Annotated in this window: 22 protein-coding genes; 21 read left to right on the top strand and 1 reads right to left on the bottom strand. The window is 41.1% G+C overall.

The window, feature by feature from the left end:
- Window positions 1–34: 34 nt before the first annotated feature.
- Window positions 35–619, bottom strand: coding sequence for a Maf family protein (locus M1F05_RS11865; protein ID WP_206086374.1), 585 nt, complete (start codon window positions 617–619; stop codon window positions 35–37).
- Window positions 620–762: 143 nt separating this feature from the next.
- Here M1F05_RS11865 and yceD point away from each other — a divergent pair, with 143 nt between their 5' ends.
- From yceD to M1F05_RS11760, 21 genes are all read left to right on the top strand, one after another.
- Entirely contained in the window at window positions 763–1,287 is a 525-nt protein-coding gene (gene yceD / locus M1F05_RS11860; RefSeq protein ID WP_004911841.1) for a 23S rRNA accumulation protein YceD, read from the top strand.
- Window positions 1,288–1,299: 12 nt separating this feature from the next.
- A complete protein-coding gene (rpmF, locus tag M1F05_RS11855; protein WP_047755811.1) occupies window positions 1,300–1,470 on the top strand; it encodes a 50S ribosomal protein L32 in 171 nt (56 codons plus the stop codon).
- 11 nt (window positions 1,471–1,481) lie between these two features.
- Window positions 1,482–2,522 (top strand): phosphate acyltransferase PlsX, encoded by a 1,041-nt coding sequence (gene plsX / locus M1F05_RS11850; protein ID WP_206086375.1) that lies wholly within the window; start codon window positions 1,482–1,484, stop codon window positions 2,520–2,522.
- Window positions 2,523–2,531: 9 nt separating this feature from the next.
- Window positions 2,532–3,482, top strand: coding sequence for a beta-ketoacyl-ACP synthase III (locus M1F05_RS11845; RefSeq protein ID WP_206086624.1), 951 nt, complete (start codon window positions 2,532–2,534; stop codon window positions 3,480–3,482).
- Between the two features lie 18 nt (window positions 3,483–3,500).
- A complete protein-coding gene (fabD, locus tag M1F05_RS11840; RefSeq protein ID WP_206086376.1) occupies window positions 3,501–4,433 on the top strand; it encodes an ACP S-malonyltransferase in 933 nt (310 codons plus the stop codon).
- A gap of 7 nt (window positions 4,434–4,440) precedes the next feature.
- Window positions 4,441–5,175 carry a 3-oxoacyl-ACP reductase FabG gene (fabG, locus tag M1F05_RS11835; RefSeq protein WP_206086377.1) on the top strand — a complete coding sequence of 245 codons (735 nt, stop codon included), beginning with the start codon at window positions 4,441–4,443 and terminating at the stop codon, window positions 5,173–5,175.
- A gap of 155 nt (window positions 5,176–5,330) precedes the next feature.
- On the top strand, window positions 5,331–5,567 hold the full coding sequence (gene acpP, locus M1F05_RS11830; RefSeq protein ID WP_206086378.1) for an acyl carrier protein: 237 nt from the start codon (window positions 5,331–5,333) through the stop codon (window positions 5,565–5,567).
- Between the two features lie 78 nt (window positions 5,568–5,645).
- Window positions 5,646–6,896: a beta-ketoacyl-ACP synthase II gene (gene fabF, locus M1F05_RS11825; RefSeq protein WP_206086379.1), complete on the top strand. Its 1,251-nt coding sequence runs from the start codon at window positions 5,646–5,648 to the stop codon at window positions 6,894–6,896.
- 149 nt (window positions 6,897–7,045) lie between these two features.
- Window positions 7,046–7,876, top strand: a complete 831-nt coding sequence (gene pabC / locus M1F05_RS11820; protein ID WP_206086380.1) for an aminodeoxychorismate lyase — start codon at window positions 7,046–7,048, stop codon at window positions 7,874–7,876.
- Between the two features lie 44 nt (window positions 7,877–7,920).
- The gene (mltG, locus tag M1F05_RS11815) at window positions 7,921–8,943 is read left to right on the top strand and encodes an endolytic transglycosylase MltG (protein ID WP_206086381.1); all 1,023 of its coding nucleotides are present in this window, start codon (window positions 7,921–7,923) and stop codon (window positions 8,941–8,943) included.
- 6 nt (window positions 8,944–8,949) lie between these two features.
- On the top strand, window positions 8,950–9,576 hold the full coding sequence (tmk, locus tag M1F05_RS11810) for a dTMP kinase (RefSeq protein WP_206086382.1): 627 nt from the start codon (window positions 8,950–8,952) through the stop codon (window positions 9,574–9,576).
- A gap of 12 nt (window positions 9,577–9,588) precedes the next feature.
- Window positions 9,589–10,581, top strand: coding sequence for a DNA polymerase III subunit delta' (gene holB, locus M1F05_RS11805; protein WP_206086383.1), 993 nt, complete (start codon window positions 9,589–9,591; stop codon window positions 10,579–10,581).
- 12 nt (window positions 10,582–10,593) lie between these two features.
- A complete protein-coding gene (locus M1F05_RS11800) occupies window positions 10,594–11,385 on the top strand; it encodes a metal-dependent hydrolase (RefSeq protein WP_206086384.1) in 792 nt (263 codons plus the stop codon).
- Between the two features lie 47 nt (window positions 11,386–11,432).
- Window positions 11,433–11,783 carry a purine nucleoside phosphoramidase gene (gene hinT, locus M1F05_RS11795; RefSeq protein ID WP_206086385.1) on the top strand — a complete coding sequence of 117 codons (351 nt, stop codon included), beginning with the start codon at window positions 11,433–11,435 and terminating at the stop codon, window positions 11,781–11,783.
- Window positions 11,783–12,196, top strand: coding sequence for a YcfL family protein (locus M1F05_RS11790; RefSeq protein WP_241016899.1), 414 nt, complete (start codon window positions 11,783–11,785; stop codon window positions 12,194–12,196). The genes hinT and M1F05_RS11790 overlap by 1 nt, the downstream gene beginning before the upstream one ends.
- A 2-nt stretch (window positions 12,197–12,198) precedes the next feature.
- Window positions 12,199–12,777 carry a penicillin-binding protein activator LpoB gene (lpoB, locus tag M1F05_RS11785; protein ID WP_206086386.1) on the top strand — a complete coding sequence of 193 codons (579 nt, stop codon included), beginning with the start codon at window positions 12,199–12,201 and terminating at the stop codon, window positions 12,775–12,777.
- Window positions 12,770–13,642: a phosphotransferase gene (locus tag M1F05_RS11780; RefSeq protein ID WP_206086626.1), complete on the top strand. Its 873-nt coding sequence runs from the start codon at window positions 12,770–12,772 to the stop codon at window positions 13,640–13,642. Before lpoB ends, M1F05_RS11780 begins: the two co-directional genes overlap by 8 nt.
- Window positions 13,643–13,693: 51 nt before the next feature.
- Window positions 13,694–14,716, top strand: coding sequence for a beta-N-acetylhexosaminidase (gene nagZ / locus M1F05_RS11775; RefSeq protein ID WP_206086387.1), 1,023 nt, complete (start codon window positions 13,694–13,696; stop codon window positions 14,714–14,716).
- 1,353 nt (window positions 14,717–16,069) lie between these two features.
- On the top strand, window positions 16,070–17,422 hold the full coding sequence (locus M1F05_RS11770; protein ID WP_206086388.1) for an OprD family outer membrane porin: 1,353 nt from the start codon (window positions 16,070–16,072) through the stop codon (window positions 17,420–17,422).
- A 39-nt stretch (window positions 17,423–17,461) separates the two neighbouring features.
- Window positions 17,462–19,081 carry a bifunctional metallophosphatase/5'-nucleotidase gene (locus M1F05_RS11765; protein ID WP_206086389.1) on the top strand — a complete coding sequence of 540 codons (1,620 nt, stop codon included), beginning with the start codon at window positions 17,462–17,464 and terminating at the stop codon, window positions 19,079–19,081.
- Between the two features lie 416 nt (window positions 19,082–19,497).
- Window positions 19,498–20,802, top strand: a complete 1,305-nt coding sequence (locus M1F05_RS11760; protein ID WP_206086390.1) for an NAD(P)/FAD-dependent oxidoreductase — start codon at window positions 19,498–19,500, stop codon at window positions 20,800–20,802.
- The last annotated feature ends 373 nt before the right edge of the window (window positions 20,803–21,175 follow it).

The raw sequence follows: 21,175 nt of genomic DNA, 5'->3' as shown, positions 1-21,175 counted from the left end.
CGGGTAGAAGGTCATTACCCGCCAATTATTTTTATTAACCCAATAGTGGGTTAACATCATGCTGGCGTAGCATATCTAACAGCAAAATAATCGGTAAGCCAATTAAAGTGTTAGGGTCACGTCCCTCTAACCTATCAAATAAAGTTATACCTAGCCCTTCGGATTTAAAACTTCCTGCACATTGGAACGGTTCTTCTTTATACAAGTAGTTGGTGATCTCTTGGTCAGTTAAGTTTCGAAAATAGACATCGAACAATTCACATTGCAGATTAAATTTTCCTGTCGCGGAATCTAATAGGCACAACCCAGTATAAAATGTGATTTTATTACCAGAGGCTGCTTTCAATTGTTTGAATGCATTTTCAAAGGTATGGGGCTTGCCGACAATTTTTCCATCAATAACACACACTTGATCAGAACCAATAATTAAATGTTGAGCGTATTGTTCTGTCAGTGCAGCGGCTTTGGCATGAGATAACCGCAGGACTAAAGCTTGAGCCGATTCATTTAAAACAGGTGATTCATCAATGTTCGGCGGTGAGGCTAAAAACGGCAAACCTAATTTTTTTAATAAGGATTGCCGATAGGGTGAAGTTGACGCCAAAATAATCGATTTCATGATTTTTCTCAAAACTCGTAGCCAAAAGGGTTAACTCATTTTAAACTATAAACCGCAAAACCTGCGATTTTTTGGTGAAAAGGCGAGTTTACCCCGCCTTTTTCTTTGACTATAGCTCATTACAAAGTTAATATGCGCGCCTTATGCAAAAGGTAAAATTACCCCTGACTATCGATGCGCAGCGTGCAGCTCAGAAAAACCTCGACTATGTCGGGAGTTATACACCTGAGCAAGTTGCACGTCTTGCAGAATCAGTAGTCAGTGTAGACAGTGATGTAGAAACCGAATTATCATTTAATATTGATAAACAGCGTCTCACGGTTATCGAAGGGAAATCCGATGTGGATCTCACCCTCCAATGCCAACGCTGCGGAAAAAATTTCAAGCATCATGCCTACGTATCGTATTGTTTTAGTCCTGTCGTCAATGACGAAAAGGCCGAAGCATTACCGGAGCTCTACGAGCCAATTCAAATTGATGAATTTGGTGAAATAGATTTGCTGGGAATGATAGAAGATGAAATAATTCTTTCCTTACCAGTTGTTCCGGTTCATGATTCTGAACACTGTGAAGTGTCCGAAGCGGACATGGTGTATGGTGAACTGCCTCCTGAGGCAGAAAAGCCAAACCCATTTGCCGTATTAGCCAGTTTAAAGAAAAGTACTTAAGGAGTAAGGTCAATGGCCGTACAACAGAATAAACCAACTCGTTCAAAACGCGGTATGCGTCGTTCACATGATGCACTGACTGCTACCCTAGTTTCTGTAGATAAAACTTCAGGTGAAACTCACCTGCGTCACCATGTGACTGCAGACGGTTTCTACCGTGGCCGTAAGGTTATCAGCAAGTAATTGTTGGTACCTTGGCTAATCTAACCATTGCGTTAGATGCTATGGGCGGGGATGTTGGTCCCCGCGTCACAGTGCCTGCTGCATTGCAGGCTCTGGCATCTAATTTAGCACTCAAATTACTGCTTGTCGGTCAACCCGAAGCCATTCAACCCTTGCTTGCACATCTAAGTGCCGAGCAAATTTCGCGTGTCGAAATTATCCCTGCGGATGGAATTATTGCTAACGATGCCAAACCATCAAACGCAATAAGACAAAGCAAAGGAACATCGATGCGAGTGGCCTTAGAGTTGGTGAAAACAGGGCAAGCACAAGCGTGCGTGAGTGCTGGTAATACAGGCGCATTGATGGGGTTAGCGAAATTGATGTTAAAGTCGATAGATGGCATTGAGCGTCCAGCGCTAATGACAATCTTACCTAACCAGCAGAAAAAACAAACGGTAGTGTTGGATTTAGGGGCAAACGTCAATTGCAGTAGTGAAATGTTAGTGCAATTTGCCGTAATGGGTTCAGTGATGGCTGAAGAAGTGGTCAATATCACAAAACCGAAAGTTGCTTTGCTCAATATCGGTGAAGAAGAGAGCAAAGGGCTGGATAATATCCGCGAAGCCGCCGCAATATTAAAAGAAACGGCGTCCATTAACTATATTGGTTACGTTGAAGGTAATGAGTTACTGACAGGTAAAACCGATGTATTAGTGTGTGACGGCTTCGCGGGTAACGTCTCATTAAAAACAATGGAAGGAGTCGTTCGCGTTATTCTCTCCTTGTTAAAATCGGCGGACGACGAAAAGAAAAAACGCAGTTGGATAATGCAACTGGCGAAAAAATGGCTAAAAAAACGTTTAATGAAGCGTTTTGGGGATATGAACCCCGACCAGTATAACGGTGCGACTCTGTTAGGATTAAAAGGTATTGTGATCAAGAGTCATGGTGCGGCTAACGAAAGTGCATTTAAAGCTGCGATTGACCGCGCAGTGCAAGCTGTTGAAAAACAAGTACCAGAAAGAATAACAGCGCGATTAAATATTGTTTTACCCAGGAGCGATCAATAACCTATGGCTATGTACAGTAAAATCTTAGGAACAGGCAGCTACTTGCCAGCGCAAGTTCGTACCAATGCTGATCTGGAAAAAATGGTTGATACTTCTGATGAATGGATTGTGACCCGCACTGGGATACATGAAAGAAGAATTGCTAACGAAGACGAAAATGTCTCTGTAATGAGTTTTCATGCTGCACAAAAAGCGCTTGAAATGGCACAGGTTGAGGCCAGCGAGATAGGTTTAATCATTGTTGCCACCACTTCTGCAACGCATGCATTCCCAAGTGCAGCGTGCCAAGTGCAGCAAATGCTAGGAATCAATGATTGCGCGGCATTTGACGTTGCGGCGGCCTGTGCAGGCTTTACTTATGCGATCAGTATTGCTGACCAGTTTGTTAAAACAGGGATGACGAAAAAGGCCCTTGTTATTGGCGCTGATGCATTATCAAAAACATTAGACCCAGAAGATCGTGGTACCATCATCTTATTTGGTGACGCCGCAGGTGCTGTTGTGGTTGGTGAGTCTAATGAACCTGGCATTATTTCTACCCATTTACACGCTGATGGGCGTTATGGGGATTTACTCGCATTGCCTAATCGTAGCCGTTGTTCTGACGACTCTGCGTATTTAACGATGACGGGTAATGAAGTATTCAAAGTTGCAGTCCGCGAATTAGCGCATATTGTTGATGAAACACTGGAAAAAAGTGGGATTGCAAAAGAAGAACTTGATTGGTTAGTGCCACATCAAGCAAATTTAAGAATTATTTCTGCGACGGCAAAAAAACTTGATATGACTATGGACAAAGTGGTTATCACCTTAGACCGTCATGGCAATACTTCTGCGGCATCTGTCCCAACTGCACTTGATGAAGCAGTGCGTGATGGACGTATCCAACGTGGCCAACTTGTGCTGTTAGAAGCCTTTGGCGGTGGTTTCACGTGGGGCTCTGCCTTAGTTCGTTTTTAATTTATTGAGAAAACAGACATGACACAATTTGCGATGGTATTTCCCGGACAGGGTTCTCAGTCTTTAGGAATGTTAGCGGCATTAGCTGAAGAAAATAAGCTGGTTGAGCAAACATTTGCTGAAGCATCAGAAGCATTGGGTTACGATCTTTGGGCATTAGTCCAAAATGGGCCAGAAGAAGAATTAAATAAAACATGGCAAACACAGCCCGCATTATTAGCCGCGTCTGTGGCAATTTTCCGTGTTTGGCAAGCTAAAAACGGTGCAATGCCTTCAATGATGGCAGGGCATAGCCTGGGTGAGTACTCCGCATTAGTTTGTGCAGGTGTCATTGACTTCAAAGAAGCGATTAAACTTGTTGAATTGCGTGGTAAATTGATGCAAGAAGCGGTTCCTGAAGGTACAGGCGCAATGTATGCGATAATCGGCTTAGATAATGAATCTATTGAAAAAGCCTGCCAAGAAGCGGCACAAGGTCAAGTCGTTTCACCCGTGAATTTTAACTCCCCAGGCCAAGTGGTCATTGCAGGGGAAAAAGCAGCGGTTGAACGAGCAGGTGCTGCGTGTAAAGAAGCGGGTGCAAAACGTGCACTGCCATTATCAGTTAGTGTGCCTTCACATTGTGCATTAATGAAGCCTGCTGCTGATAAATTAGCCGAAGCGTTAGAAAAAATCGAATTTTGTGAGCCAGTCTATCCAGTTATCAACAATGTTGATGTTAAAATTGAGCAATCGGCGCAAAATATTCGTGATGCGTTAGTTCGTCAACTGTATAATCCAGTACGCTGGACAGAAACAGTAGAATTGATGGCAGATCAAGGTGTTGAACACCTTATCGAAATGGGGCCAGGTAAAGTGTTGACTGGTCTTACCAAGCGAATTGTCTCTAATTTAACTGCCGTAGCAGCCAATGATCCTGTATCATTAAGCACTGCTTTAGAAAATAGCTGAGGACGACATGAGCTTTGAAGGAAAAATTGCACTAGTAACAGGTGCTAGCCGTGGGATTGGTAAAGCCATTGCTTTAACATTAATCGCGCGCGGTGCAACCGTTATTGGCACAGCAACCAGCGAAAAAGGCGCAGAAGCCATTACTGCTTATCTTGATGGTAAAGGGAAAGGTTTAGCGTTAAACGTGACTGATGCAGCATCAATCGAAGAAACTTTGACTAAGATCCGTGAGGAATTTGGTGAAATTGATATTTTGGTTAATAATGCAGGTATCACCCGCGATAACTTATTGATGCGTATGAAAGAAGAAGAGTGGCAAGATATTATTGACACGAATCTTTCATCCGTTTACCGTTTGTCTAAAGCCGTTTTGCGTGCCATGATGAAAAAACGTTGTGGGCGTATTATTTCTATCGCATCAGTTGTGGGTGTGATGGGGAATGCGGGACAAACAAACTATGCAGCAGCGAAAGCTGGGCTAATTGGTTTTAGTAAATCATTAGCTCGGGAAGTCGCTTCTCGTGGTATCACTGTTAATGTTGTTGCTCCAGGTTTTATCGAAACGGATATGACTAAAGCATTGACAGATGAGCAGCGTGCAGGCATTTTATCTCAGGTTCCTGCAGATAGACTGGGTGATGCACAAGAAATTGCCAGTGCTGTAGCGTTTTTAGCTTCTGACGAAGCTGCTTACATCACAGGTGAAACATTGCATGTCAATGGTGGCATGTACATGATCTAAAGAAATGATGGGACTACTTGCATTATTAGTGTTATCTAACGCTAAATAATGCAAAATAATGGTTCCAACAGCCGGGATTGGGTTGTATCTTTTCCTGTATTTCATAAACTACGAAAACCATCGCGAAAGCGAGTTTTGATAGGAATTTTAATAGTATGAGCACTATCGAAGAACGCGTTAAGAAAATCATCGTTGAACAACTGGGTGTTAAAGAGGAAGAAGTTGTAAATGCAGCTTCATTTGTTGATGACTTGGGCGCTGATTCTCTTGACACAGTTGAGCTGGTTATGGCTCTGGAAGAAGAGTTCGATTGCGAAATCCCTGACGAAGAAGCTGAAAAGATCACAACAGTACAGGCTGCGATTGACTACGTCGAGAACGCATCTAAATAATTGTACGAAAAACATGTCTAGGCGATCACTCGATCGCCTATGTTCCTTTTGTAACTTTTCCCTCCTTGGAGGAAATACGTGTCTAAGCGTCGTGTAGTCGTAACCGGACTGGGCATGTTATCTCCTGTCGGCAACACAGTTGAGTCATCATGGAAAGCTGTTTGTGACGGACAGAGTGGTATCAGCCTCATTGAACATTTTGATACTACTAACCACGCAACTAAATTTGCTGGCTTAGTAAAAGATTTCAATTACGAAGATTTTGACATCTCTCGCAAAGATGCGAAGAAGATGGACCCATTTATTCAATATGGTATTGCAGCAGGCTTCCAAGCCTTTAAAGATGCTGGATTGGAAGTAACAGAAGCCAATGCTACTCGTATCGGTTTAGCGATTGGTTCTGGTATTGGCGGGTTAGGGTTAATTCAGGATAACTGTGAAGCACTGATGGCAGGTGGTCCTCGTAAAGTTAGCCCATTCTTCGTGCCATCGACAATCATTAACTTGGCGGCGGGCCATTTAAGCATTATGTACGGTTTACGTGGTCCAAGCATTTCTATTGCCACAGCATGTACATCGGGCGTTCACAATATTGGTCACGCAGCACGTATGATTGCCTATGGCGATGCAGATGTTATGTTGGCAGGCGGTACTGAAAAAGCAACGACACCATTAGGTGTGGCAGGCTTTGGTGCTGCGCGTGCTCTATCAACTCGCAATGATGACCCACAAGCGGCAAGTCGCCCTTGGGATAAAGACCGTGATGGTTTTGTTCTCGGTGATGGTGCAGGTATCATTATTCTTGAAGAATATGAACATGCGAAAGCACGTGGCGCTAAAATTTACGCAGAAGTTGCTGGCTTTGGTATGAGCAGTGATGCTTACCATATGACATCTCCGCCAGAAAATGGTGAAGGTGCTGCATTAGCAATGGAAAATGCGCTAAAAGATGCTGGCATTAAGGCGAGCGAAGTGGGTTACATTAATGCCCATGGCACATCAACCAATGCAGGTGACTTAGCGGAAGCACAAGCGGTTATGTCTGTATTTGGTGAAGATTCAAATGTGTTAGTGAGTTCGACGAAATCCATGACAGGTCACCTATTAGGTGCTGCAGGAGCGGTTGAATCTATCTTCACGATTTTGTCTTTGTGTGATCAAATTGTCCCTCCAACGATTAACTTAGACAGCCCTGATGAGGGTTGTACGTTAGATTTCGTTGCGAATAAAGCACGTAAAGTTGAGAACATGGAGTACGCTCTGTGTAACTCCTTCGGCTTTGGTGGCACAAACGGTTCATTGATTTTCCGCCGTTACCACGCAGAATAATCAAATCGTTCCACCATTAATTCAGCCTCAGTTGTGTATGCAACTGGGGCTTTATTTTGCCAGCTTCTTTGCACAGCTCTGTGCTTTAGTTTATGATAGTTCTACCTGATTACTGTCTGATTTATCAGCTTTTATTATAAGTATTATCAATGTCATATTGGGTTAATGGCCAACCTTGTCAACAAATTAGTGTCTCTGATCGCGCCGTTGCGTTCGGGGATGGTTGTTTCACGACCATTCATGGAGTGAATCAGCAAGCGCAGATGCTCAAAGAACACATTGCGCGTTTAACACGTGACTGCTTAAGATTAAAAATTACCGCACCTGATTGGGGTGAATTAGAACATCATTTAACGGAAATTTGTACACAACAAGTGGATGAAGAATTTGTTCTAAAGGTCATTATCAGCCGTGGTGTAGGTGGGCGAGGTTATAGTTCTATAGGCTTTACTCAGCCTACCATTATTGTCAGTGTTTCCCCCTTTCCATCACACTATACTCAGTTACAATGCCAAGGGGCTAAGCTGATATTGAGCCAAACACCTGTTTCTCGAAATCCATTATTGGCAGGGATGAAACATTTAAATCGCCTTGAGCAAGTATTGATCCGCCAGGAAATCGATGAGGCTCAAGCGGATGAAGCGATTGTGCTCGATACAGATGGCATCATTATTGAGTGTTGTAGTGCAAATGTATTTTGGCGTATCGGGCAAACTGTTTATACCCCTGTATTATCGCATTGTGGGGTGAACGGATTAATGAGACAAAAGATCATAGCGTTATTAGTAGGGAGTCAGTACCATCTTGAAGAAGTTGAGCGGTTCGCGTCAGTATTAGCTCACTGCGATGAAGTGATTATGTGTAATGCGTTGATGCCTGTTCTACCCGTTAAAAGCATCCAAATAGCTTCACAAGAAAATCCGTTGCATTATGCATCACGGGAGCTGTTCGAATACTTATTTTTGCGCTGCAAAATCTAGTTTGCATAAATTAAAGTCCTAATACGCATTGATGTGGTCAATAAATGAAATTAGCTAAAAAAATCATTTTAATTGCTGTTGTTCTGATTACCGTTGTGGCGATTGCACTTTATTTGCAATATCGCCAAGTACTGAATTACGCTAAAACACCGATTAACCTTACGGAAGAAAAGATTTTCACTGTGCCTGCGGGGACTGGACGTGTGGCTTTTGAAGCATTGCTTATTAATGAAAAATTGATTGAGCAGGGCAATGAATTTCAATGGTTACTGAAATTGCGACCTGAATTGGCGCAGCTTAAAGCGGGCACATACCGTTTGCAACCTGACATGGATGTAGAACAGCTACTAAAATTAATCGTAAGCGGTAAAGAAGCGCAGTTTTCTATTCGCTTTATTGAAGGTAATCGTTTAGTAGATTGGAGTAACATCCTGCGTGATGCGCCATACTTAGCGCATAAATCAACGGAAATGACACCGACTGAACTCTACAATGCGATTGACTTTAAAGGCGAAGGAACCTTAGAAGGTTGGCTGTATCCTGATACCTATTTATATACTGCTGGAACGGCGGATACTGAGATTTTGAAACGTGCACATAAGCGCATGCAGGCTAGCCTTGAAGATGAATGGAAGGGGCGTGATAGGGATCTGCCGTATAAAAATGCGTATGAAATGCTGATAATGGCATCAATCATTGAAAAAGAAACGGGTGTTGACAGCGAACGTTCGCAAGTTGCCTCGGTATTTGTCAATCGCTTGAAGCAAAAAATGCGTTTACAAACCGATCCAACCGTCATTTACGGCTTGGGTGATAAATATCGTGGTAAAATTTATCGTAGTGATTTAGATAATTACACAGAATACAACACCTACAAAATTGATGGATTACCACCAACACCGATAGCAATGCCAAGTATTGCATCCATTAAAGCAGCTGCACATCCAGCCAAAACAGATTATTTGTATTTTGTCGCGGACGGCAAAGGGGGGCATACCTTTAGCCGTAACTTGAATGACCACAACCGTGCCGTCAAAGTTTACCGTCAAATTGAACAGCAAAACTGATAAAACATGAAAAACCAATTTATTGTTATTGAAGGATTAGAAGGCGCAGGGAAGACCACCGCAATCAATACGGTAGTTGATACTTTAAACCATGCAGGTATCAACGATATCGTTTTTTCCCGTGAGCCAGGGGGGACACCGCTAGCAGAAAAGCTACGAGAGCTCATCAAACAAGGTATTGAAGGGGATAAAGTCACAGATAAAGCCGAGCTTTTAATGCTGTATGCTGCCCGAGTGCAATTGGTTGATACCGTGATTAAACCCGCACTTGCCGCTGGAAAATGGGTTCTCGGTGATCGCCATGATATGTCATCACAAGCTTATCAAGGTGGTGGACGCCAGATTGATCGCCATTTAATGCAGTCCTTGCGTGATTTAGTGCTAGGTGATTTTAAACCCGACCTGACGTTATATCTTGATTTATCACCAGAACTTGGCCTACAACGTGCGCGTTCACGGGGTGAATTAGATAGAATTGAAAAAGAGTCGCTGGCTTTCTTTGAAAGAACACGTGAGAGATATCTGGAACTTGCAGCGAGTGATAAATCCATAATAACGATTGATGCAAGCCAAAATATTGAGCAAGTTCAAAACGATATTCGTACTGCGTTACTTAAATGGTTAGCGAAATAAGGTATTGAAGGCATGAATTGGTATCCTTGGTTAAATGAGCCTTACCGGCAAATGATTGCGGCTTACCAAAGTGGTCGGGGTCACCATGCCTTGTTGCTTCATTCCATATCAGGCAACGGTGCAGATGCATTGTGTTATGGGGTTAGCCGCTGGTTAATTTGCCAAAATCGTGATGGGATGAAAAGCTGTGGTGAGTGCCATAGTTGCCGTTTGATGTTAGCGGGAACACACCCAGACTACCATGTCATTGAGGTGGAAAAAGGTAAATCAACGGTCAGCGTTGATGCGGTTAGAAAACTGATTGAAACCTTGAGTAGTCATGCGCAGCAGGGCGGTAGCAAGGTGGTGTATATTCCCAGCACTGATGCACTTACCGATGCAGCGGCGAATGCATTGCTGAAAACCCTCGAAGAACCCGCTAAAGATACTTATTTTTTATTAGTGAGTGAAAAACAGGAAAATTTGTTAGCGACTATCCGCAGCCGTTGTTTGAGCCACTTTTTACCTGCGCCAGACTCACAAATCGCGTTATATTGGCTGCAAAAGCAAAAGCCAAATTTGGTTATGGATAATGCGGTTACCGCTTTAAAGCTTTGCCAAGGTGCACCCGTCGCGGCATTAGCGCTACTTGATGATAATCTATGGCAAAAGCGCGCTGCATTATGCCATAACATGGCATTAGCATTACAAAATCGCGATATGCTAGGTTTGTTGCCCTCATTAAATATAGATGATGCAGTGATGTCTCTAAATTGGTTATTGAGCTTATTAGCAGATGCTATCAAGGTTCAGCAAGGCGCAGCGCAGTTTTGCATTAACCAGGACTATAGTGCTCAAGTGATGCAATTGGCGTCCATGATGAACCGTACACAACTTCATGATATTTATGAGCAATGGTTGTACTGTCGCTACCAATTACTGACCGTTTCTGCATTAAATCAGGAACTGCTTCTGGCTAATCAATTATTACAATGGGAAGCCTTACTGGCGAGCCCCTCATTTTAAAAAGAGTTAAATATGTTTGTTGTTGATTCACACTGCCATCTCGATTGTTTAGATTATGAAAAATTACATGCTAATGTTGATGATGTCATCGCAAAAGCGTCCGCTCGTGATGTCGGTTTTATGTTAGCGGTGGCAACTACGCTGCCAGGTTTTGAAAAAATGAAAACGCTTATTGGTGAACGAGAAAATATTGCATTTTCCTGTGGTATTCATCCTCTCAATTTGGATGAAGGGTACGATTTCGAGCGTTTAGCGCAACTTGCTGCTGGGCAAGAAGTCGTTGCATTAGGCGAAACAGGTTTAGATTATTATTATCAACAAGAAAATGCAGTATTACAGCAGGAGTCCTTTCGCCAACATATCCGTATTGGCCGAGAGGTCAATAAACCTGTTATCGTCCATACCCGCTCAGCGCGGGAAGATACGCTGGCAATCTTACGTGAAGAAAAGGTGATGGAGTGCGGCGGTGTATTGCATTGTTTTACGGAAGATAAAGACACGGCTATCGAGCTGCTTGATTTAGGTATGTACATTTCATTTTCCGGTATTGTGACATTCCGCAATGCAGAACAAATTCGCGAAGCCGCACGAATTGTCCCGTTGGATAGAATTCTCGTTGAAACGGATTCACCATACTTAGCGCCAGTTCCTCACCGTGGAAAAGAAAATCAGCCTGCTTATGTGCGTGATGTGGCTGAATACATGGCTGTACTCAAGGGCGTTAGTGTTGAGGAGATGGCTGATATCACCACACAGAATTTCAATCGATTGTTTCATTTAAATGTCGGCGTGAATAACGCATAATCAATACACGCTAATTAAATCATTCTTGAATTATTAAGGAAATTAACATGGCAGAAGAAACCATTTTCAGCAAAATCATCCGTCGAGAAATCCCTGCGGATGTGGTTTATCAAGATGAGCTGGTCACTGCTTTTCGTGATATTTCGCCACAAGCGCCATCTCACATTTTAATCATCCCTAATAAGCTTATCCCAACGGTAAACGATGTGACGCAGGATGATGAACTGGCTCTTGGCCGTTTATTTACTGTTGCAGCTAAAATTGCGAAAGAAGAAGGCATTGCAGAAAACGGATACCGTTTAATCATGAATTGCAATGAACATTCAGGCCAAGAAGTTTTTCATATCCATATGCACTTAGTGGGTGGTCGCCCATTAGGCCCATTATTGGCAAAATAATGAAAATATTGGGTGCAACAATAAACCGCATTGCATTACTTGCTACAGTGGTAGCCGCACTGAGTGGTTGCCTCTATAAAAAACCGCAAGGCTTGGTTTTTAATGAACAACAGCGTGTGATTATGGAACCTGTTGTTTTAGCTCAAGGGATCATTGTTGAAAACCCAATTATCAGAGTAGAAAACCATCAACATGTTGCCACCATCAATGTTAGCAATGTGGGATCAAAAGCGGTAAATATTGCTTATCGCTTGTATTGGTACGACAAGCAAGGGTTGAGGGTGGATACATCGGCAGTGGAAGAACAATTAGTATTGCCGAGCTCTACAGAACAAATTCGTGCGATAACCTCTTCACCTCGTGCAGATAATCTGCGCATTCATATATTTTTATCCCCTAAGGCCGGAGAATAATAATGAAACGGATCTTAATGGTTGCTGCGGCAACGCTTATTTTGGCAGGCTGTCCGTCATACCCACCACAGCAACCGGTTGAGCAACCACCGATTGTCCCTATTGAGCCACAACAACCAGAGGTGACACCTCCGCCACCGCCAGATAAGGTACCAACACCACCTAAACAACAAACAACGGATTGGTCTGCGGCGATATCACCATTAGTCGCACAAATGGTTGCAGCTGATGGTGTGGAACCTGGTAAAGTTTTGTTAGTTGATTCAGTTAAAAATAATACAAATGGTTCACTTCCTGTTCAGCTAATTACATCAAATATGATGTCCGCGGTGGAAAATACGCAGCGTTTTAATGTCGTTCCACAAGATGTGGTTAACGCAGCACGTAAGACACTGGGTTTATCTCAAGAAGATAGCCTTGTGACTCGTAGTAAAGCAATTGGTTTGGGTCGTTATGTACAGGCAAATTATGTGATTTATAGTGTGATGTCAGGCTCAAACAAAGACCGTCGCCTTGAGATGCAATTAATGGAAGTGCAAACAGGTGAAATCATTTGGACTGGAAAAAAGAATATTGAGTGACATACCGTCATTACTTGCTTTACTTTCGACACATTTCCCAGCAATTTCAGCACAGTGCTGGGAAATATCTCCCTTGGCGGGGTTGTCTGGTGGCAGCTTTTTAGTTGAAAGTCATCAATCCAATTATCTGCTTAAACTGGTTGCTCGAGCGGATACACATCGGCAAAGTGCCTTGTATGTCTCTCGGCGTAAAGAGGCTCGTATCTTACGGCAAATTCAGCATTTACCCTTTGCGCAGGCGGTGGTTGCACATAACGCCGAGTGGTTAGTTTTAGCTTGGCGTGAAGGACGACACCCTAGCGATAAAAAATTTTGCTCAGTCGAATTTCAGCGGGAACTCGCTAATACGATTGCTACTTTGCATTGTTCACCATTATTGACCTACACGTTACCCTTAAGGGCTGAAATTGCCCATTATGGGAAACGTATTGACCCACAACGTTTTTCTCCGCGCTGGAAGCGGATTCACCGAGACTTTTTACAAAAAAAGATGCCAAAGACGTTGAAATTGGCACCTGCCCATATGGATATTCATCCTAAAAATATTCTTATTCAAGAAGATGGCAAATTGATGTTATTGGATTGGGAATATACTGCAAATACCGATATTGCGTTTTCGCTGGAGACTTATTTTCAATTCAATAACTTGACCGTGCATCAGCGTCAGCAATTTCTGACGCAATATTGTGATATTCAGGGCGCTTACCATGATAAATTTCAGTTAATGCATCACTGTAATTTATGGTCTCCTTGGGTAAAATATATGACATTAATGTGGTATGAAGTGCAGTGGAATGAAAGTCGGCATTCTGACTTTTTGATACACTCTCAGCCACTACGACAATATTTCAGTTTGTTAGGCTAAATGCCTGGCAAACCTATATACAGATAATGAATGAAATAAGTGAGGCAGGTTATGGGCCCGATAATGCTAGATGTCCAAGGGTATGAACTGGACAATGAAGAACGTGAAATATTAGCTCATCCACTAGTGGGCGGCTTAATTTTATTTACCCGTAACTTTCATGATGCAGCGCAGTTGCGTGAACTGGTACGTCAAATTCGGGATGCATCAAGAAATCGGCTCTTGATTGCGGTAGACCAAGAAGGTGGACGGGTACAACGTTTTCGCGATGGTTTTACCGCGTTACCATCAGCACAAGCATTTGCAGCACTGAATAATGAGCATGACGGTGCCAAGCTAGCAGAAGAGGCGGGGTGGTTAATGGCCGCAGAAATGATAGCGATGGATATTGATATTAGTTTTGCACCTGTTCTGGATTTAGGTCATCAAAGTATTGCTATTGGTGAGCGCTCATTCCATGAAAATCCCGACATGGCGATGATGATGGCTGAGCGTTTTATTAAAGGTATGCATAGCGCTGGGATGAAAACAACAGGGAAGCATTTCCCTGGACATGGTGCAGTAAAAGCTGACTCCCATAAAGAAACACCGAGGGATGATCGTGCGCTTGATGTGATCCGTGGCAAAGATATGTCGATTTTTAAAGATTTTATTCAAAGGGAATTACTGGATGCCATCATGCCTGCACATGTTATTTATACGCAGGCTGATGATCGCCCAGCAAGCGGGTCGCCTTTCTGGTTAAAGTCCGTTTTACGTGAGCAACTTGGCTTTAATGGCGTTATTTTTTCCGATGATTTATCGATGGAAGGCGCAGCGATTATGGGCAGTTACCCTGAAAGAGCAAAAGCGTCCCTGGATGCGGGTTGTGACATGATCCTTGTTTGTAATAACCGCGAAGGTGCAGTGAGTGTATTGGATAACCTACCGAAGCAACAAGCTAGTCAAGCGTCGAAGCTATACCACAGTGGCCGGCAATACAGTCTGAAAGAACTACAAAGTGCGGCACGTTGGCAGGAAAGCAATCAAAAACTGGTTGAATTACATCATAGATGGCAAGAGTTTAAACAGTAATTGAAAACAAGTACGGACGAAGCCAGTGAGATGAAATATCTGACTGGCTTTTTTTTGCACAATAATTAACCTAAATATGCAATATTTCAAATAGGAGAATGTATTAACTTTGTATCTCATGCGTTACCCGTAACGTATTAAATAATTTTTATATAGGTTAAATTTTTTGAAATTATATATAAATAAAAAAACAAAAAACGTATTTTATATTGAAAATTAATTTTTTCCGAAAAAGAACATAAATGAAACAATATAGTACTAAGAATAAGAAAAAACTATAAGCACGGCGATTAGAGCTGGTGCCAAAATTAGGAATATTAAACCAATAATTTTGTTTAAGGTTGAAATAATCTGAGGTTTACTTCCGTTATTTTCTTAATTGATTTTATTTTTGTTCATAAGCTTAACTTATTATTAAATTAATTAAGTGAATCAAATTGAGTGCATTAACCTACTGTTATTTTTAGTTATTAATTGACGCAAACGTTTTGTATAAAAACCAAACACATTATCCAACCTAGTAAACTGGATTAAAGGTGCATATTTATTTGATATTCCAAAATCCAATAAGGCATTGACAGAAGGAATGGGGATATAACAACCTATACATGAAAAAATGGGAGCATATGATTGTTGTTACTTCCAGATTTTAAAGGTTTTTTCCTTATTTCCTTAAGGTGAGTATGATTTCCTATTTATGTGTCGCTCAATTTATATAAAAGGTAAATGTCATTTATATGTGACTTTGGTCACATTTGATTAGATATTTAATGCAACTTATGTAACACGTTGTGACAGTGATCGTTTTAATTGACGTAAAATTACGATAGCATTCCTATTATGATAGTTTTATGACAATGCGTTGATAAATACAGTGCATTGAAAAAGAAAGCCATTCGCAAACAATATATTAAGTCAAATAGTGCTGTAAATTCTGAGATGTTTATTTCTCAAGGGGGAGTTTTGCCCAAAAAAAAGAGAATAAGTAACACTGCGAGTTTAAGTGCAATTAATACTTTCTATGTTGATTGAAAATTGACTGGCCTTGTTTGATCTTAACCTAAATTAAACGCTAAAAATGAGTAAGGGATTCTGATAATAATTAAAGTTAATTAATTTTTAACAATAGGGGCAACACCTTATTAACTCAAAAAGTAAACACGCATGCGGCTAAATTGCTGTATTGAATTTTTTTATTTAAAAAATGACTTTAGTGTTTGAAATGGACGTTTTTGTTTATCGTTAAGTTAAATTGTTTTATTAAGCTAAAAATAAAAAATGGTGATTTGTTGTTCATGGCAACATGACTCAACATAAAATTAATTCAAATAATCATTAACTAGGTTAATTCCAATGAAAGTTAAAAATCTTGCGCTATTAATGCTTTCTCCTTGCTATTTAGCAGTTACTATGGCAAATGCGAGCAACTGGGAAAATTCAATCAAAGAAAACGCATTTATTGCGGACTCAGAGTTAGAGCTGTCTACTCGTAATATGTGGAAATACCTGAAAACAGAAAACCGTTTTGATAAAGACGAACAACGCTACAGAAAACAAGTCGCTAATGCATGGGGGCAAAACTTTCAAGCCGATTTTAAATCAGGTTATTTTGCTGATGTGATTGGCTTTGATGCATCTTACTACGGCGGTATTAAGTTAGGCGCGAGTAAAGACTTCGCCTCTCGTGCAATTTTATATAACGATGATGGTCATGCGAAAGGTTATAACAAAATTGGTCAACGTTATGCCAAAGTTAAACTGGATTTAGACCCTGTTAAATTTAATGCAAAAGCAGGTTGGTTTACCCTAAAAAATACGGGTATTTTTACTAACTCACAACGTCTCTCTTTAAACAGTTACAGTGGTTATTACACCAATACAGCGATTGATGATTGGAGCTTGGATTTATTATATCTCGATAAGAAAGTCATGCGTCGTGATAGTCCAAATATCGATGCAATGTATTTTTCGGATGGTAATGGTGTACGACATAACGTTAATCACGTGATCACTGGTGGTATTAACTACAATACAAAACCACTGAAAGTGCATTATTTTTATGGTCAAGCGGACGATTTATTCCGTCAGCAGGGTCTTGAAGCAAAATATAAGCTGACTTCTGACTTAACGCTCGGCACACAAATTTATAATCACGAGTACGGTAGTGACGGTAAACGGACTGAAACGAACGACGCAAAAGGCAAACGTAACTTTGATAAACGTGCATGGCACTATGCAGGAACCGCTGAATGGCGTGTACCAGAAACACCGTGGACACTGAGTACTGGCTTAACCTATACCCAAGCGAAAAAAGCGAATGGTGTAGGTCAATTTGCCCGCAACCCGATTGGTAATACTCGTGGCCGCTTTAACTCACCAGCATATGCAGATATCGACTATGTACGTGATGGTGAAACCATGGTCGCATTAGCGGCAGAATACCGTGTAAGCAAAGAGCTGTCTGTTGGTGCGCGTACTAACTATTCAGAATTCAAATATGAAGGCGAAAGATTAAAGCAAGGTCAATTTGGTCTGTTTAGCTACTGGAAACCAACAGAAAACTTATCTGTGTCACTGAGTGGCGGTCTGGGTTGGCACCACCAGCAAGAAAACGACTATACCACACCAAAGCTGTATGACGGCCACTCACGTCGTGCACACTCGTTGTCAGGCTCTATGACCACAACTTATCGCTTCAAAATGTAGTCGGTAGTTGAGTGCTGTTTATAATAAAAGGATTGAAAAATGAAACATAAAATTGGATTACTGACCGTTTTGATTTCGGGAGCGCTACTTGCAGGTTGTGCTACCAAAACGGCCGACACAGTAAAAGTACAAGTTATTGGTATCAATGACTTCCACGGTGCATTACAAGCGCCAGGTGATGGTAAATTAGGTGGGATAGAATCTATCGCAACCTTAGTTAACCAGCTGCGTGCTCAAAACGATAAAACTATCGTGGTAGGTGCAGGTGACTTAGTCGGTGCGAGCCCATTATTGTCTTCTATGTTCTATGATGAGCCAACCATCGAAGCATTAAGTGCAATTGGTATGGAAACAAGCGCAGTAGGCAACCATGAGTTTGATAAAGGTAAAGAAGAGCTGCTGAGAAAGCAAAATGGTGGCTGCCACCCAACTGCAGGTTGTGTCGGTAAAGACTCTTTTGCTGGTGCGGACTTTAACTATTTAGCGGCAAACGTGATTGTGAAAGAAACAGGAGAAACCCTGTTCCCATCTTACTTTATTAAAGAGTTTGATGGTATTCCAATGGCGTTTATTGGTTTGACGTTAGAAGGTACCCCCGCTATCGTGACACCTAGCGGCACCGCAGGTTTAGAATTCAAAAATGAAGTTGAAACCATCAACAATCAAGTTAAATTGTTAAAAGCACAAGGCATTAACAGCATCGGTGTGTTGATCCATGAAGGTGCAACCCAACAAGTTGATACTAAAGTCAAAGATATTAACCGTTGTGATAATATCAAAGGCCCAATCGTTGATATCGTTAATCAATTAGATGGTGCTGTTGACTTTGTCGTTAGTGGACATACTCATCAGGCGTATAACTGTGAAATTAATGGTAAAACGGTTATTTCTGCACAGTCTAACGGTACGTTGTTGTCTCAGCTAAATATTGAAATTGATAGAAAAACAAAAGATATTGTTAGCATTAAAGCGAAAAACATTCCAGTTGAAACAAAACGTTATGAGAAAAACCCTGAGCTAACCACTTTCGTACAAAAATACGAAAAAATTGCGTTACCAATTTCGCAAGAAGTGATGGGGTCTCTGAGTGCGGATTCAGACAAAAAATTATTGTCTGGTGGGGACTCAACGTTAGGTAAAATTATTGCAGATGGTCAGTTGTATGTTGCTTCAGCAAAAGATGCGGGTGGGGCACAAATCGCCTTCATGAACAGTGGTGGTATTCGTGCTGACATGAAAGCGGGTCAACAGACTTACGGCGATATCTTTACTGTTCAGCCATTCTCTAATGTGGTTGTGACTCAATCGCTGACAGGTGCTCAAATTAAACAAGCACTGGAACAACAATGGGATCGTGCACGTCCACAAGTGATGCCAGTGTCTAAAGGTTTCTATTATGAGTGGGATGACAGCCGCGCAGTGGGTGATAAAGTCATCCAAAGCTCAATGAAGTTAAATGGTAAACCGTTAGACATGAAGAAAACCTACCGTGTTGCAGCAAATGAGTTTTTAGCAACGGGGGGTAGCCGTTTCTCTGCCTTTAATGAAGGTAAAGACCGTGTTTACAGCGTGCCAGATAACGAAGCATTAATGCAATACTTCAAAGATAACTCACCAGTTTCAGTACCAACTGACGTGCGTATCAAAAAAATCAAATAATCCAAACTGATATTTAAATGATTGGAACCCGGGGTGCTAAGCGCTTCGGGTTTTTTATTGTTTGTTATTCATCCAGTTATCTTACCAATTAAAGATAATCAATTGTTTGTATTAAAATAAAAATGATAGAATAATGATTCTTATTATCATTAATACTGATATGAATTTAATCATATGATTGATATTTAATGGTTTCGAGCTGACTCGATTCATATGCTGATAAGAAATGATTTGACGCAGGTTGTCGATATCATAATAATCAAGTAAATTGATGTGAATCAATATTTGGTATTACCAATAGACCAAGCATGATATTCTGAACTTCTTTGGGGCAAATGAGAGTGTTAATTATTGTTATCTAAGGTTTTTATCACTAGAAATCTTAAATAATTTTAATATATTTGTTCGAGGAATTTATGACCTTATCTCAACCAAAAATCATCGTTGTTGGTGGTGGTGCGGGTGGCTTAGAGTTAGCAACACGTTTGGGCCGAAAGCTAGGCAGGAAGAAACGAGCGCAGATTACGCTCGTTGACCGTAATCCTAGCCACCTATGGAAACCATTACTACACGAGGTAGCGACGGGTTCATTGGATGATGGCGTGGATGCTATCAGTTATTTAGCGCATGCAAGGCATAATGCATTTAACTTTCAATTAGGGTCATTAACGAATATTGATCGTGAAAATAAAAAAGTCGTGTTAGGTGAATTGCACGATAAGCACGGTGAGTTACTGGTTCCTTTACGTGAGCTTGAATACGATATTTTAGTGATGGCACTGGGAAGTACATCGAATGACTTTGGTACACCTGGCGTGAAAGATCACTGTATTTTCTTGGACAATCCTCATCAAGCTCACCGTTTTCATGACGAAATGCTAAACCTATTCCTGCGCTATTCTGTGCGTGATAATGCAGAGGAGAAAGTGAATATAGCCATTGTTGGTGGTGGTGCTACTGGGGTTGAATTGTCGGCTGAACTGTACAATGCAGTGGAACAATTAACGAGTTATGGGTTTAAAGGGTTAGATACAGACGCTTTAAATGTGACGTTGGTTGAAGCGGGGGAACGTATTTTGCCTGCATTACCACCGCGAATTTCAGGAGCCGCACATCAAGAACTGAATAAGCTTGGTGTGAATGTATTGACGAAAACTATGGTGACTAGTGCTGATTCAGATGGGTTAAATACCAAAGAAGATGGCAAAATTTATGCAGATCTTATGGTATGGGCTGCTGGGATTAAAGCGCCTGACTTTATGAAAGATATTGCAGGATTAGAAACAAATAGAATCAACCAGTTAGTTGTGAAACCGACATTACAAACGACATTGGATGACATGATTTTTGCTATTGGTGATTGCGCATCTTGTGCAAAACCTGAGGGGGGCTTTGTACCGCCACGGGCACAATCTGCACACCAGATGGCCAGTTTATGTTACGATAACATCCTTGCCATGATGAAAGATAAACCGCTTAAAGACTATATCTATAAAGATCATGGCTCTTTAGTGTCACTTTCGCGTTTTAGTACTGTTGGTAGCCTAATGGGTAACCTAATGCGTGGTGATATGATGGTAGAAGGACGTATTGCTCGTTTTGTTTATATTTCGTTATATCGCATGCATCAAATTGCACTGCATGGATATATTAAAACAGGCTTGATGATGTTAGTCGGCAGTATTAACCGAATTATTAGGCCAAAGCTTAAATTGCACTAATTTTTATTGGTGGAAAAATAAACATACGTAATAATAGAATGCACTTGATTGCAAAGGTGATCCAGTGCATTAATTTTTGATAGGACAATTCAGCTTATTGAAGTTGATATAAATCGCCAATTTATTTATTTTTATGTGGTTAAGTGGTATTTGCATTTAAACCTATTCAGATCAATCTTCAGTAAGATTAAATCGTTTAATATTGTAACAAGCATCATGGGTGATGTTTGAATAATTAAAATTATTAATGTTAATAATTGTTTTAAGAAATATATTATGAATAACAAATAGTTTTATTAAATTTATTATTTATATTTTATATAGCGGTATGTTTATAAACAAAGATAGAACTGAAAAAACACTAGGCCGAGTT

The sequence above is a fragment of the Providencia sp. PROV252 genome, assembly GCF_033676005.1.
Lineage (GTDB): Bacteria > Pseudomonadota > Gammaproteobacteria > Enterobacterales > Enterobacteriaceae > Providencia > Providencia vermicola.
The sequence above is the reverse complement of the archived record's forward strand: the minus strand, read 5'-3'. Positions and strand labels throughout refer to the sequence as shown.